The following is a 14,784-nucleotide window of genomic DNA, read 5'->3' on the forward strand; positions in this document are numbered from 1 at the left end:
AACTCCCTTTCTGGTGATACTATAACCTATTGCAACAGATCGAAAGTGGATTGGATGTATGTCCATAGTCCGAAAAATTATATGAGCGGTAGCCTGTCCGCCACTGTCCCACCCTGCCCAGGTGTTACTCTGTCAATGACTTGGCACAGTACACGAAGTCCTTCACACAAAAGCTCAACGTTTGTTACCGTGAAGCAGATACGCAGACTTGGTGTATCCATCTCCCCTACATAACAGGCGGAACCGGGGAGGAAAGAAACCCCTGCAGCAAGTGACTGATGATGCAACTCACGCATATCCAGGTTACTCGGAAGTTGGAGCCACAGATTAAGTCCTCCCTCTGGCAAGCGCCATTGCATGCCCATAGTAGCATGCTCTTCCAGCACTTCAGATGCTGCGCATAAGCGAGAATACAATTCATCCCTCAATCGGGATACATAGGCATCGTACTGATTCTGAATGAAAGATTGCAATGCCTTTTGTGTAAGCAGCGGACTCCCCAAGTCCGCCGTAGATTTCGCGGCCACAAGCCGGGTCAATACACTTCCGTCTGCGATGGCGCAGGCTATACGGCAACCAGGAGACAGTACCTTGCTGAAGCTTTTGATATATACGACATGACCAGTCCCATCCATCGATTTAATGGAAGCCGGGGGAGGGGCCCGAAAATAAAGATCTGCAAACGGATCATCCTCCAGAATGAGGCAGTGGTAGCTTTGCGCGAGATTAAGAAGCTGTGCTCGTCTTCTTGCACTCATCGTGATACCTGTTGGATTGTGATAGGTCGGGATCGTATAGATCAGCTTGGGTGGATAGGTATCACATAATCGTGTCAACAGATCAATACGCATGCCTTCGTCATCCATCGGGACCGTAATGATCTTCGCGCCTCTACTCGTAAATACATCAATGGCTCCGGTATAGCTTGGTGCCTCCATGTATACAACATCCCCAGGTCCGACAAAAGTCCGTGCCACAAGATCGATCCCCTGCTGTGCACCACTTGTAATTAACATGCGTTCAGGTGCAGCCTGTAGTCCACGCTCGGCAAAATGTTCGGCAAAGATCTGTCTAAGCTCCCGATCCCCCTGAAAAGATCCGTAAGCTGCCATACGCTCTGTGTGATCAGAGGAGAGTCGGTAGGCGCTGTCGATAATCTCGCGTGTAGGCAACAATTCCGGCTGAATCGCTGACATATGAAGTTCATACCGCACTTGAGGTGACGTATCAAAATGTCTCCAGAGCTGCGCTCGAGGTAAATAATCCACCAGTGCCATCTGCCAATTCCATGACGTACTGGATTCACTGTTGGCATTATTTCGCTGCGCTCGGTCCATATCCTCCGTCTGATCCACGTTCAATGTACCTCTCACATAACAACCTTTCCCCTGGGAGCAGGTGATCAATTGAATCGCTTCAAGTTCAGCATACGCTTTGGATACAGTGACCAGGCTGACACCCAAATCCGTGGTCATTTTACGAACAGAAGGAAGCCGGGTTCCGGGTTCAATGAGTCCTGATCTGATGCGATCGGCAATCGTTAGCGCAATCTGCACGTACAATTTGGTACTGCTTCCCCGCTTTAATTCAATATGCATGTGTGCTCCCCCAACTGTTATGATCTTCATTTTACTGTTATAGTGTAGTCCGTCTATTATAGTTTATAATATCAGTATAACAGTGAATAACAGGAGATGAGAATAACATGAGTATCCCTTGGTCCAAAATGGCACAAAACACCCCGTCCTCTGTCGTTCGCGACATGCTCCAGGCCGCTCAGGCACCTGGAATGATCTCACTAGCCGGTGGATTACCAGCCCAGACTTCATTCCCGCTGGAAGCCATCCGCGTTGCATATGAAAAAGTATTTATGAGCGGAGCAGCCGCTCTTCAATATGCGGAGACTGAGGGTTACCGTCCTCTTCGCGCCAAAATCGCCGAACGTCTTGAATCCAAGGGCATTCCCGCTTCACCCGATCACATGCTTCTCACTACGGGTTCACAGCAATCCATTGACTTGGTTTGCCGCATCCTTCTTGACCCGGGTGACCGTGTATTGGTTGAATCACCAACCTACCTCGCTGCTCTGCAAGTCATTCATTCCTATCAGGCTGAATCTCACGGCGTAGCCTGTGATGATCACGGTATGTTACCTGTATCTCTGGAGGAACAGCTCCAGTTGCATCGTCCAAAACTTGTCTACATTAATCCCACGTTCTCCAATCCTACGGGAAAAGTATGGTCCCGAGAAAGAAGACAGCAGGCTGTGGATCTGTGCCGCAAGTATGGTGTACTCATTCTGGAAGATGACCCCTATGGTGAAATTCGGTTCAATCCGGAGCAATTGGATGTGCCTGCTCTCGCAGAACTGGATGCAGCATCCTATGACGGCCCTTCCAATGTTATCTACACCAGTACATTCTCCAAAACGGTAGCACCTGGCCTTCGTACGGGCTGGATACTGGCTGCTCCCGATATTGTCAAAATGGCAGCACGAGCCAAACAAGGTGCCGACTTGCACTCCAGCAGCATTGACCAAAGAGCGCTTCATGCACTGCTTGAATCTTTCGATCTGGATGCGCATATTCGCCGTATTTCAGAGGATTACGAAAAACGCATGAAAACACTGACGACTCTTATGGCAGCCAAAGCTTGGGAAGGCATCTCGTGGAATTCACCACAAGGTGGCATGTTCTTGTGGCTGCAATTGCCTGAAGGCATGCTTGCAAGCAATCTGTTCACTTACGGGATCCAAGAGAAAGTGTGCATTGTGCCAGGTGATTCCTTCTATGCAGGTACACCAGAGTTAAACCGCATGCGGATCAACTTTACTCATACGGACCCTGAGCTCCTTCCGGAAGCCGTGGAAAGAATGGATCGCGCCATCCAACGCTGGCATGCTTCCTTAACATCCGACAGTGTTGTTACACTGTAATGAACTGTCATAAACGTTTCGCGATTCTTTAGCGTATAAAGGTTAGTTAACTTGATATGAGAAATAAAAATAAGGCGGCAGGCCCGAGAATCTCGGAACTGCCGCCTTATTTTTATAGAACCTGTTATCAACAGGAGTTATGTTTTTTCGTTCATGGGTCCTTCTGATCAGTCAGGCCATCGGATGATTCATACGAGTTGTCCTCGACTGATAGGTGGACTACATTGTGTTGCTATGGTGTTGTTGTTGCAGTTAGGAAAGCTTACCGTAAGCCGGGTTCTGTGCTCTTCGTGGTTCATACGGGAACTACCCTCCCACCAGAAGCGACAATCATCTATCTAGGCCATACATTGCTGCACAGCTCAAGCGACCAACCTAGACACACCTCGGGCTAAGGTTGCCTCCTCCGAAAAGGGGGCTGTGTCCCATTAGGTCTTGCTCCAGATGGGGTTTACCAGGAACGAAGTCACCAGCGTTCCTCGGGGTCTCTTACACCTCGGTTCCATCCTTGCCTGTGCCGGAAAATCCGGCCATCGGCGGTCCATTTCTGTGGCACTATCCTTCAACTCGCGCTGACTGGACGTTATCCAGCATCCTGCCCTGTGGAGCCCGGACTTTCCTCTCGTGGCAACAAAGGCCACCAGCGATTGTCTGTCAAGCTTTCCGAACAACATTACATAGTATACAGGCAATTGGGTTCCCAGACAAGCTTAATATTACTGGGAATCACACAGCAACTGTCTTTTTAGATAAACTGGAATACTTCCGTATTTACCTCTGAAGCCGTAACTTTCGTATCATATCGTTTCTCTTCCAACCGGGAACGAAGCCAATCAGCTGTTTTTGGTTTCATAATCTTCTCGGAATTATGTCCAGGGTCGATGATACACATACCTGCCATTAACGCATCATGAGCCGTGTGATAATCAATATCTCCGGTCACAATAACATCCGCACCTTTGAAACGGGCAGTGAGCGCGTAACGGCTGCCAGAGCCGCCAAGAACCGCTGCTTTTTTGATCTGTTTGTTCAGATCTCCTACTACACGCACATGAGGCACATTGAATTGGGTCTTTACGACCTCCACAAGCTCACCTAATGTCTTAGGTTCCCTAAGGGGTCCCAAGCGTCCCAGACCGAGTGTACGGCCTTTTAAATCCATGGCATAGAGGTCGTAGGCCACTTCCTCATAAGGATGAGCCTTAAGCATCGCCTGCACGACCTTACTTCTCAGACTTTGGGGTACGATGGTCTCAATCCGCATTTCTTCCACACGTTCCATCTGCCCTTGGGTACCGATAAACGGTTGAGTCCCTTCACCAGGTACAAACGTTCCTGTACCTTCCGTATTAAAGCTGCACTTGTTATATTGACCGATACTCCCCGCTCCGGCTTCCAGAATGGCCTGAAGAACCTGTTCATGATGGGTACGAGGCACAAACACAGCCAGCTTGTACAGATGATCTGTGTGTACATCTTCCAGCGATTCTTTACTCTCGATGCCAAGTGCCTCGGCCATCCAGTCATTCATACCACCCTCGGCCACATCCAGGTTCGTATGACTGATATAAACAGCGATATCATGCTTAATCAGCTTTTCATACAATTTACCCATAGGTGTATCTGTACTCAGTGACTTAACCGGACGGAAAATGATGGCGTGATGAGCGATAATCAGGTTAGCACCAATACGAATCGCTTCGTCCACCACTTCATCCGTCACATCCAAAGCAACTAACACGTGACTGATTTCTTTTTGCAAACTGCCGAGCTGCAGACCAATGCGGTCATCCGGTACAGCCAGATGTTTTGGAGCGAGTTGCTCCATCAATTGAATTACAGTTTGACCTTTGGCAAACATGCCAAAACCTCCTTCAAGTTTGCGATAAGACGCTCTACCTCAGCCGCCTTGTCCCGGGAAGAATCCTGATCGGATTTGGAGATGGAGTTAACAACCCCTTGCAGTTTGACGATCTCACTTTCCCATTTGGCAAAAAATACATCCGTTGGACGATCCACCAAATAAGGTCCCATCCGCAGCAGCAAATCTTCCGTTAATTCTGCCCCGCCTTGAAGCGGACGTGCACGATACACCTCAACATTTGCAATCGGGCTTACGGATTGTGGCATCGCTGTTATAATCTCATAAATCTTGCCATCTTCTTCGAGCAACTGTTCTGCTACAACCACCCAGTGATGCTCCAGCAACCAACGTCTGAGGATATCCTCTCCCACATTTGGTTGCAAAATAAGTAACTGGACTCCTTCCAGTTTGGATAAACCTCTGTCCAAAATAGAAGCAATCAGGGCACCACCCATGCCTGCGATGGTAATGACATCAACTTCTCCTGCAGAGATTACATCCAATCCGTCTCCACGGCGTACCGTTATTTTTTCTTTCAGGCCAGCATCACTGACTTGTTTGCATGCAGCATCATAAGGGCCTGGATTGACTTCCCCAGCTACTGCACTTGCAGCTTTCCCACTGCGGATTGCAGCTACTGGCAGCAACGCGTGGTCTGAACCGATATCAGCCATGCGGCTGCCATCGGGAATTTGATCATGTATTCGCTGTAATCGATTCGAAAGTTTCATGAAGCACCTACACCATTCATTTAATTTATTGATTTGCATTGAACAAGGAAAAGCGATAAAATAAAATCCAATAAAACATTTCAAGGATGAATTTCCAAAACCAAGAAATCAAGACGTTTAAATTAAAAATAAAGGAGACCCCGCCGCCGCTAAAGCGTCTTGCGGAAAGTCTCCCATAGTTCGATTATTCGAGGAAATCCTTGAGTCGTTTACTACGACTCGGGTGACGCAATTTACGAAGAGCCTTGGCTTCGATCTGACGAATACGCTCACGCGTAACACCGAATACCTTGCCGACTTCCTCCAGCGTTCTCGTCCGTCCATCGTCCAGACCAAAACGTAGACGAAGTACGTTCTCTTCACGTTCAGTAAGTGTATCCAATACATCTTCGAGCTGTTCTTTCAGCAACTCATACGCAGCAGCATCCGCCGGAGCAAGTGCTTCCTGATCCTCAATGAAGTCACCAAGATGGGAATCATCTTCCTCACCAATCGGTGTTTCCAGAGAAACCGGTTCCTGTGCAATCTTCGTAATTTCACGAACTTTCTCTACACTCAGATCCATCTCAGCAGCAATTTCTTCTGGTGTCGGTTCACGACCAAGTTCCTGCAATAGCTGACGGGATACCCGGATCAGCTTATTAATCGTTTCCACCATGTGCACAGGGATACGAATGGTACGCGCCTGGTCAGCAATAGCACGAGTGATCGCTTGGCGAATCCACCATGTAGCATACGTACTGAACTTGTATCCTTTTTTGTGGTCGAACTTCTCAACCGCTTTGATCAGACCCATATTACCTTCCTGAATCAAATCAAGGAACAACATTCCACGTCCAACGTAACGCTTGGCGATACTGACTACAAGTCGAAGGTTCGCTTCAGCCAAACGACGCTTGGCTTCTTCATCCCCGTTCTCAATCCGTTTAGCCAGTTGTACTTCATCATCTGCCGACAACAGTGGCACACGACCAATTTCCTTGAGGTACATACGGACAGGGTCATTGATTTTGATACCTGGCGGCAAGCTCAGGTCATCATCAAAGTGGAATTCGTCCTCTCCCTCTCTGGTGTTGTTCTCGGAATCTTCACTAGGACGAAGTGTAACCTCTTCATCATTTTCATTCACTACATCGATACCCAGATCGCTCAGTTGCTCATAGAACTCATCCATTTGCTCTGCATCCTGCTCAAAAGGAGAGAGTTTCTCTATAATTTCCTTGTAATTCAGCGAAGCTCTTTTCTTACCTGATTCAATCAATTGATCTTTAACCTGATCCAGTGTCAATTCTGTTTCTAGTTCAGTATGCTGATCATTCGCCATAACTCGACTCCCTCCTCCCTAGAAACATCTAATCATCAGACGTTCACTGTCTCTCTAGGGCAATCATTTCAATTGCAATCTGTGCCGCGCGTACAGAATCACCTGCCCGCTCTGCAGCAATCATTTCTTCTTTTTTCAAATCGTACTCTTTCTTACGTGGATACTTCAGCACTTCCCTGATGCAATCATCGAGCATTTGAATACTCCATTCACCTGGACCATCCATCATCGAGATTGAACTGACCGTTTTTTCCAAGCGATCGTCATGCAGTGAAGACATAAAACGGCTTGTATCCGACGGTTTGCCTTGCGCATAGTAGGCATATAGATAAGCAGCAATAGCTGCATGATCATCCAAGTTAAAAGCTTCACCAAGATGCTCATTCACGTACTGGGCAGCCTCATCATCCTGCAACATCCAGGCAATCAGTTTGCGTTCGGCAGCGTGATAAGCCGGCAACAGATTGGGTGTAGGCACCTGCCTATTTTGTTGCCTACCATTATTCCACCTTTTCGGGTTATTATCCCCATACTGGAGGTTATTTTTCATTGCCTCCCGTTCTTCATTACACTCCTGCTTCAATGTTTCGAAGGATACGTCCACTTCTGCAGCCAGTTCACGAAGATACACTTCCCTTTCTGTTGGAGAAGGTAAGGGGGCAATCAATTTTACTGCTTCTTTCGAATAGGCGATTTGTCCGCCACCCTCTAGCAGTATATGGCTTTTTTTTAAGTTTATAAGTTTAAATTTTGTAGTTGTCACGGCACCGTCCACAATCTGGTTTCGGAACCGTTCACCACCATGCTTCCGGATAAAATCATCCGGGTCAAGTCCCTCGGGAATGAGAGCCACTTTGACCTGCAATCCGGCTTCCTCAAGAATAGGGAAGTTTTTGAGTGCAGCAGCCTGTCCTGCTTTGTCGCCGTCATAACATATGATGACTTCGTCGCACATCCCTTTGAGCATCAGTGCCTGATTCTCGGTTAACGCAGTACCCATTGCCGCTACACCATTCTGGATGTCCTGATCCCATGCGGAGATGACATCACCATATCCCTCGAACAAAATGGCTTGTCTTTGTTTGCGAATTGCATTTTTGGCATGATGCAGATTATAGAGAACACGGCTTTTGTTAAATAACCGGGTTTCCGGTGAATTTAGATACTTCGGTTGCCCATCTCCCAATATGCGTCCTGCAAATGCAATCGGCTTACCGCTCCTGCCATTAATCGGGAACATAATCCGGTCTCGGAATCGATCCACATATCCCTGACCTTCATTTCGCGGTGACAGAAGTCCACCCTTTTCCATCTCTTCAAGCGGATAGTTACGTTTCTCGAGAAATTGTACCAGTGTGTCCCAACGATTTGGTGCGAAACCAATCTGGAACTGGTCGATCAATTTGTCGCCAAAACCTCTTGAGCGTAAATACTCCATGGCTGACTTGCCGTGCTCTGTATTTTTCAACAAAAAATGATACAGCTTCGCGGTAAGCTCATAAGCCTCCAACAGACGTTCAGTCTCCGGATTCACATGAGCAGATTCACGCCCTTGCCAGTCCCCCATAGAGATGTGACTTTCTTCCGCCATCGTCTTGACAGCCTCGGGAAAGGATAACCCTTCGATTTCCATCCTGAATTTGATGGCATTTCCACCCGTGCCGCAACCGTAGCAGTAGAAAATCTGTTTCTCAGGTGTAACGGTGAACGAAGGCGTCTTCTCGGAATGAAAAGGACAGAGGCCTTTCATATACTTCCCCTGCTTGGTCAGATGCACAAATCGGCTCACCGTATCGACAATATCATTCTGCTGTAACACCGATTCAATAATACTTTCGGGTATACCGCCTTGTCCGGTACTCATCTCTGGCCACCTTCATCTCTTCAACACGTAAATATAATTCGATAAACTTACACATTCTCCTGCAAATCTTTTAAAAGTTTTGTCAGTTTATGTTGAAAAAATTCTCGATCCTGCTCTGTGAAAGGCTTTGGGCCTTTCCCGTAATGGCCTCTTTTTCGTGCTTTGGCCGCAGTATGACGAGAATCCAACATGAAATCAATGTCACGATCGTTGAACTCACGACCACGAAAGGATAAAACATAACAACGTTTGCCGAGCGCAAGTGCCGCAAGTCCATAGTCCTGAGTGATAACCACATCGTATGGCTTAATATGATTAGCAATATACAGGTCTGCGCTCTGATCACTGCGATCCACTTGCACGGTGCGTACCCCTTCTCCTCCTTGAAGCAAATGATCAAATGAAGAGACTAACAATACGGGGATGTTGAAAAGGCGAGCGGTTTGCGCAATCTCGGTTTTGACCGGGCAAGCATCACCATCCACAACAATGTGGCGTATATTTAACTCACTCAAACCCAGACCACCCGGTTTCATAAAATAGCTGCATATTGTTATATACGACCCCGGCCAGGCAAAATCCTTCTGCCGGAACGAGGGAAATCAAAGGCTAAAATACGGAGCGGTTGTCAAAAATACATTTCACAACCCGTTCCGTATATTTATACCCTCATATATCCTTCTTTAATACTGAATTTTAGCTTTGTGCCAAGTCTGTGGAAAAGGACTCATGAAATACGCCCAATTACCAAACCAACTTGGAAAAATCAGCAAATCCTTTCAAGTCACGATCAATAGCCGCAAGCAGGGCAAGTCGATTCGCCCGAACAGCTTCATCTTCGGCCATAACCATGACCGAATCGAAGAATGAGGTAATACCATCCTTCCAGGCAGATGCAATAGCCAGTGCTTCAGCAGCATGATGCTGAGTCAACGCCTGACGATATTCTGCATTCGTTTTGCTCCATGCGTCATGTAGCTGACGTTCTCCATCTTCTGTGAACAGTTCTGGATGTACGGAAGCATTTGATGCTTTGGCAGCCAGATTACCCACACGGTTGAACGATTCAACCGTTGTTTTGAATGCGTCTCCTGTCAGGACAGCCGCCATCAACGCTTCACCTTTTGGAACCACAGCGCTGATATCATCGAATCCGGAAGAAATTACGGCATCCACTACGTCGTAGCGAACGGTTTCGGACAACAATTTTTTCACACGAAGACCAAAGAAGTCTTGCAGATCTTTACGAACCTCTTCGTCTGCACGTTTCAACAGGTTCATCTGGGCATGCACTTGAAGTGCTACTCCGAACACGTCTGACAATGTCAGCGGAAGGTTGTGATCCAGCAAAATCTGTACAATCCCTGCAGCCTGACGGCGCAACGCGTACGGATCCTGAGAACCCGTTGGAATAATGTTGATGGAGAAACAACCCACGATTGTATCTATTTTGTCAGCAGCACTCACAATGGCACCAACCAGAGAAGCAGGGGATTGATCTCCAGCGAAACGTGGCTGATAGTGTTCAAATACCGCTTTAGCCACTTCTTCTTTTTCGCCAGCTTTACGAGCGTAATCCTCACCCATCACACCTTGCAGTTCCGGGAATTCTCCCACCATCAGTGTCACCAGGTCGAATTTGCAGATATCTGCTGAGCGGCTAACGGATTCGGCAACATCACCGGATACTTGCAGTTTGGCAGCAAGCCCATCGGCAATCTTGCGAATACGACGTACTTTATCTCCAACTGTCCCCAGTTCTTCCTGGAAGACGATACTTTCAAGCTTCGACAATGCATCCTTAATCTGAAGTTTCTGGTCTTCCTCATAGAAGAACTTGGCATCAGACAGACGTGCACGCAGAACTTTTTCATTCCCTTTGGCAATAACGTCCAGTGAATCACTTCCACCGTTACGTACCGTAACGAAGAATGGCAATAATTGACCCTCATTGTCCAGTACAGGGAAATAACGCTGATGCTCACGCATGGAAGTAATCAATACTTCTTGTGGAATATTCAAGAATGAAGAGTCAAATGTCCCGAACAATACGGTAGGTGTTTCCACCAGGAACAGGACTTCCTCCAGCAAGTCTTCTTTAATCGCGATATCCCATTTTTTCTCAGCAGCCAGTGCCTGAATCTGGGATACAATCATCTGTTCACGTTCCTGTATATCAGCAATGACATGTTCTGCACGCAACACTTCCACGTATGAAGACGGAGTGGAAATCACGGCCTCCTTACCGAGGAAACGATGTCCACGAGTTACATTACCCGATTTAACACCTGTCACTTCCAGATCGATAACATCACTGCCGAGCATAGCCACAATCCAGCGGATTGGACGTACAAATTTGAAATCATAGGAAGCCCAACGCATGAATTTCGGGAACGTCATGGCATGTAATACAGAAAGTAATCCTTCGCCAACCACAGAAGCCGTCTCCACACCTTTGCTGCTCTTCGTTGCATAGATATATTCGACACCGTTCAGTTCCTTGAACGTGAACTGGTCCGGTTCAACACCTTGACTGCGAGCGAATCCGAGTGCAGCCTTGCTCCAATTGCCACTGTCGTCCAGGGCAATTTTGCGTGAAGGACCTTTCACTTCTTCCTCGATATCTTCCTGCTTTTCAGCCACATTCTGAATCAAAACAGCCAGACGGCGCGGTGTAGCATATGCATTCACTTCACCATAAGCAATGCGGGATGCGTCAAGCCATTTCACGACACGCTCTTGCAGCTGTGCGATCGCTACGCGCATAAAGCGTGCAGGTACTTCTTCCAGCCCGATTTCAAACAACAGATCATTAGACATGCTCGGCTCCCCCTTTCTTGATCAGCGGGAAGCCTAGCTTCTCACGCTCTTCCATATATGTTGCAGCGACTTGGCGAGCCAGATTACGGACACGTGTGATGTAGCCCGTACGTTCCGTTACACTGATGGCTCCACGTGCATCCAGCAGGTTGAACGTGTGGGAACATTTCAACACATAGTCATATGCCGGGAATACCAGATGCTGCGCCATAGCCTTGTTTGCTTCTTCTTCATGCATGTTGAAGAGTGTAAACAGCATTTTGACATCAGATACTTCAAACGTATATTTAGAGTGTTCGAATTCTGGCTGACGGAATACATCACCATAAGTGATACCTTCCACCCATTCCAGATCAAACACATTCTCTTTATCCTGAATGTAAGAAGCCAAACGCTCCATACCATACGTAATTTCAACAGCTACCGGATTCGTCTCGATTCCACCAACCTGTTGGAAATACGTAAATTGCGTAATTTCCATTCCGTCCAACCATACTTCCCAACCAAGCCCTGCACAACCAAGGGAAGGATTCTCCCAGTTATCTTCAACAAACCGAATATCATGTTTGAGCGGATCAATACCCAGACGCTTTAGACTTTCCAGGTAAATTTCCTGAATATTGTCCGGAGAAGGTTTAATGATTACCTGGAACTGATGATGCTGGTACAGCCGGTTAGGGTTCTCACCATAACGTCCGTCCGAAGGACGACGGGAAGGCTCAACATAGGCTACTTTCCAAGGTTCGGGTCCAAGCGAACGCAAAAAGGTCATCGGGTTCATCGTACCTGCCCCTTTTTCCGTATCGTATGGCTGGACAATAATACAGTTATGCTCGGCCCAGAATTGTTGCAGCGTTAGAATCATCTGCTGAAAATTCATAATCATGCTCCTTTTCAATGGTTTGTTAGCAAGCTTAGAACGGTGCAGACAACAATAAATAGCCCCCGTCCTACGCCTGTTGTACAGACGTAGGGACGAGAGCTATTCCCGCGGTTCCACCCTACTTGGCTTGGATCAAACAGAAAATTCTGTTCGTTCCAGCCCACTTTTCCGTGTCCATTCATGCTCCCGAGTGCCGTTTCAAAGACCGATTCAGCCAGGCTTCCACCATCCCCGGCTCGCTCATTCATGATTCACAAGAGTTATATAACAACTTGTCTCCATAAATGCAATAAATCCAGTCTTTTACTTTCTCGTTCAATGCATGTCTCATAAAGAGAAATTATATTTCATAATATATAAAATCTAGTATGAAGTCAAGATATAGTTTCGCTTTCACCAAAACGCCTCAAATCCCGTACTTCTCCATCTGATCGAGGAAAGAACGGGATTTGAGATTCAGACCGAGCTGATGATCCATAAAGGCACGCATCAACTTTTTGATCTCATCACGGGTAGACTCACTCACTGATATATTCCCCAAGCGCTGCAGATCCAACTGCGCGAACAAACGCAACAACTTCAGAGCCTTTGGACTTACTGACATCGCTGGAGGATCGAAATGTTTGCATGCTCGACACAAGACGCCACCAAGTCTGGGACTCATAAACAACTGCTCATCTGGTCGCTCCTGGTTGCAGGAGATGCACTCATCGAACTGTGGACCATATCCGGATGCCTGTAATATTTTCATTTCGTACAGACTTGTAATAACAACCGGATCTTTTTCTTCCTTCAACGCCTGCAAACACGCCTTTAACTGTTTGAACCAAAATGTACCCGTTTCTTCATCCTGAAGCACCCGATCCAATAGTTCACACGCATAAGAAGCATATGAGGCCTTGACCAGATCTTCACGCAACTCATGATAAGATTCAACAATTTCTCCAGCGTTCAGTGTGCCTAGACCTGTATTGCGAAAATATACATATTGACCATACGTAAACGGCTGCACCAGTGCAGCATGTCGGCTCTTGGGCTTTTTGGCACCGCGGACGAGTACCCCTACTTTCCCGCCACTTTCGGTGCAAAGCGTAATGATTTTGTTCCCTTCGCCGTAGTCCATGCTGCGGATGACAATCCCTTCCACCCTGTATAGCATGCCTCGTCACCTAACCATTCCCGAATCAGCCAATTATCCTTCGGCTTCTTCATCTTCAATCACTTCCCTTGCATTATCCGACTCCTGTCCTAATGAGTTACATGCCTCGGTATATAACAAATAGGACTCTACATCCCCCGTCATCGCAAAAACCTTCCACGAAAAATCTCGCATCGGAATTTCATCCTCTCTTCGGAAATGACGTCTGCATCTACCAAATAGGATGGAGTCTTGCAAGGTAAACTATGTGTTGCAATTACTGGATACAATTCCGACGATCAGTCGCGGCCAAAGCCAAGGTCACGCAGAACTCTATCCTGATTTCTCCAGTCTTTTTTCACTTTAACCCACAGGTCCATGAAAATTTTGGAGCCGAGCAAGTTCTGAATATCGTGTCGAGCTCGTTTACCCACTTCTTTCAGAAGGGCTCCCTGCTTCCCAATAATGATTCCTTTTTGCGAATCCCGTTCCACAAAAATGACAGCTGAGATATAAACGACACCGTTATCTTGCACTTTCATATCCTCAATCGTTACGGCAATGGAGTGTGGCACTTCTTCACGAGTCATCTGCAAAATTTTCTCCCGGATCAACTCTGCACATACAAACTGCTCCGGATGGTCAGTAACCTGGTCATCAGGATAGTACTGTGGACCTTCTGGCAAATACTTGCCGAGCTGTTCCAATAAGGTGCTTACATTGCTGCCGAGCATGGCGGATACAGGCACGATTTCAGCGAAATCATGCAGTTTGCGATACTCCTCAATAAGAGGCAGCAGCGCTTCCGGCTCAATTTTGTCAATTTTATTCATGACAAGAATGACAGGCGTACGGATATTTTTCAACTGTTCGGCAATATAACGGTCACCGCCACCCATGCCTTCCGAAGCGTCAATCAGGAACAGCGCTGCTTCTACTTCTCCAAGTGTGTTCAGAGCAGTCTGGTTCATGTAATCGCCAAGTTTGGATTGACGTTTGTGAATACCCGGTGTGTCCAAGAATACGATTTGCTGATGTTCGGATGTGTACACACCATGAATTTTATTACGTGTGGTTTGTGGCTTGTCCGACATGATCGCAATTTTCTGTCCGATCACCTGGTTCATCAGTGTGGATTTACCTACGTTTGGACGTCCAATAATAGCTACAAAACCGGATTTAAATGCTTGTTTTTTCATATGTTCCTCCTCAGGCGCCTAGGCCT

At 47.1% G+C, this 14,784-nt stretch carries 12 protein-coding genes and 1 other RNA gene; 1 reads left to right on the top strand and 12 read right to left on the bottom strand.

Annotated features, from left to right (window positions below):
• Nucleotides 1-77 precede the first annotated feature (77 nt).
• Nucleotides 78-1,598 (bottom strand): PLP-dependent aminotransferase family protein, encoded by a 1,521-nt coding sequence (locus tag V6669_RS21395; RefSeq protein WP_338587984.1) that lies wholly within the window; start codon nucleotides 1,596-1,598, stop codon nucleotides 78-80.
• 107 nt (nucleotides 1,599-1,705) lie between these two features.
• Here V6669_RS21395 and V6669_RS21400 point away from each other — a divergent pair, with 107 nt between their 5' ends.
• Nucleotides 1,706-2,935, top strand: coding sequence for a PLP-dependent aminotransferase family protein (locus V6669_RS21400; protein ID WP_338587985.1), 1,230 nt, complete (start codon nucleotides 1,706-1,708; stop codon nucleotides 2,933-2,935).
• A gap of 253 nt (nucleotides 2,936-3,188) precedes the next feature.
• Here the strand turns inward: V6669_RS21400 and rnpB are convergent.
• The 11 genes from rnpB to era form a co-directional block, all read right to left on the bottom strand.
• Nucleotides 3,189-3,598, bottom strand: an RNA gene (gene rnpB, locus V6669_RS21405) — RNase P RNA component class A.
• A gap of 82 nt (nucleotides 3,599-3,680) precedes the next feature.
• On the bottom strand, nucleotides 3,681-4,796 hold the full coding sequence (locus V6669_RS21410; protein ID WP_338587986.1) for a Nif3-like dinuclear metal center hexameric protein: 1,116 nt from the start codon (nucleotides 4,794-4,796) through the stop codon (nucleotides 3,681-3,683).
• The gene (locus V6669_RS21415; RefSeq protein WP_036615026.1) at nucleotides 4,772-5,530 is read right to left on the bottom strand and encodes a class I SAM-dependent methyltransferase; all 759 of its coding nucleotides are present in this window, start codon (nucleotides 5,528-5,530) and stop codon (nucleotides 4,772-4,774) included. Before V6669_RS21415 ends, V6669_RS21410 begins: the two co-directional genes overlap by 25 nt.
• 184 nt (nucleotides 5,531-5,714) lie before the next feature.
• The gene (gene rpoD / locus V6669_RS21420; RefSeq protein WP_062835490.1) at nucleotides 5,715-6,854 is read right to left on the bottom strand and encodes an RNA polymerase sigma factor RpoD; all 1,140 of its coding nucleotides are present in this window, start codon (nucleotides 6,852-6,854) and stop codon (nucleotides 5,715-5,717) included.
• Nucleotides 6,855-6,897: 43 nt separating this feature from the next.
• A complete protein-coding gene (dnaG, locus tag V6669_RS21425; RefSeq protein ID WP_338587987.1) occupies nucleotides 6,898-8,718 on the bottom strand; it encodes a DNA primase in 1,821 nt (606 codons plus the stop codon).
• Nucleotides 8,719-8,765: 47 nt separating this feature from the next.
• Nucleotides 8,766-9,254 (bottom strand): DUF188 domain-containing protein, encoded by a 489-nt coding sequence (locus tag V6669_RS21430; RefSeq protein WP_338587988.1) that lies wholly within the window; start codon nucleotides 9,252-9,254, stop codon nucleotides 8,766-8,768.
• A 208-nt stretch (nucleotides 9,255-9,462) separates the two neighbouring features.
• Nucleotides 9,463-11,538: a glycine--tRNA ligase subunit beta gene (gene glyS / locus V6669_RS21435; protein WP_338587989.1), complete on the bottom strand. Its 2,076-nt coding sequence runs from the start codon at nucleotides 11,536-11,538 to the stop codon at nucleotides 9,463-9,465.
• Nucleotides 11,531-12,418, bottom strand: a complete 888-nt coding sequence (glyQ, locus tag V6669_RS21440; RefSeq protein WP_017687252.1) for a glycine--tRNA ligase subunit alpha — start codon at nucleotides 12,416-12,418, stop codon at nucleotides 11,531-11,533. Before glyQ ends, glyS begins: the two co-directional genes overlap by 8 nt.
• Before the next feature lie 409 nt (nucleotides 12,419-12,827).
• Complete coding sequence (gene recO, locus V6669_RS21445) at nucleotides 12,828-13,580, bottom strand: DNA repair protein RecO (RefSeq protein ID WP_091028417.1); 753 nt, start codon at nucleotides 13,578-13,580, stop codon at nucleotides 12,828-12,830.
• Between the two features lie 33 nt (nucleotides 13,581-13,613).
• Nucleotides 13,614-13,754: a YqzL family protein gene (locus tag V6669_RS21450; protein ID WP_074095877.1), complete on the bottom strand. Its 141-nt coding sequence runs from the start codon at nucleotides 13,752-13,754 to the stop codon at nucleotides 13,614-13,616.
• Between the two features lie 104 nt (nucleotides 13,755-13,858).
• A complete protein-coding gene (gene era, locus V6669_RS21455; protein ID WP_062835494.1) occupies nucleotides 13,859-14,758 on the bottom strand; it encodes a GTPase Era in 900 nt (299 codons plus the stop codon).
• Nucleotides 14,759-14,784 lie beyond the last annotated feature (26 nt).

The organism is Paenibacillus sp. Y5S-9 (assembly GCF_036894235.1).
GTDB lineage: Bacteria > Bacillota > Bacilli > Paenibacillales > Paenibacillaceae > Paenibacillus.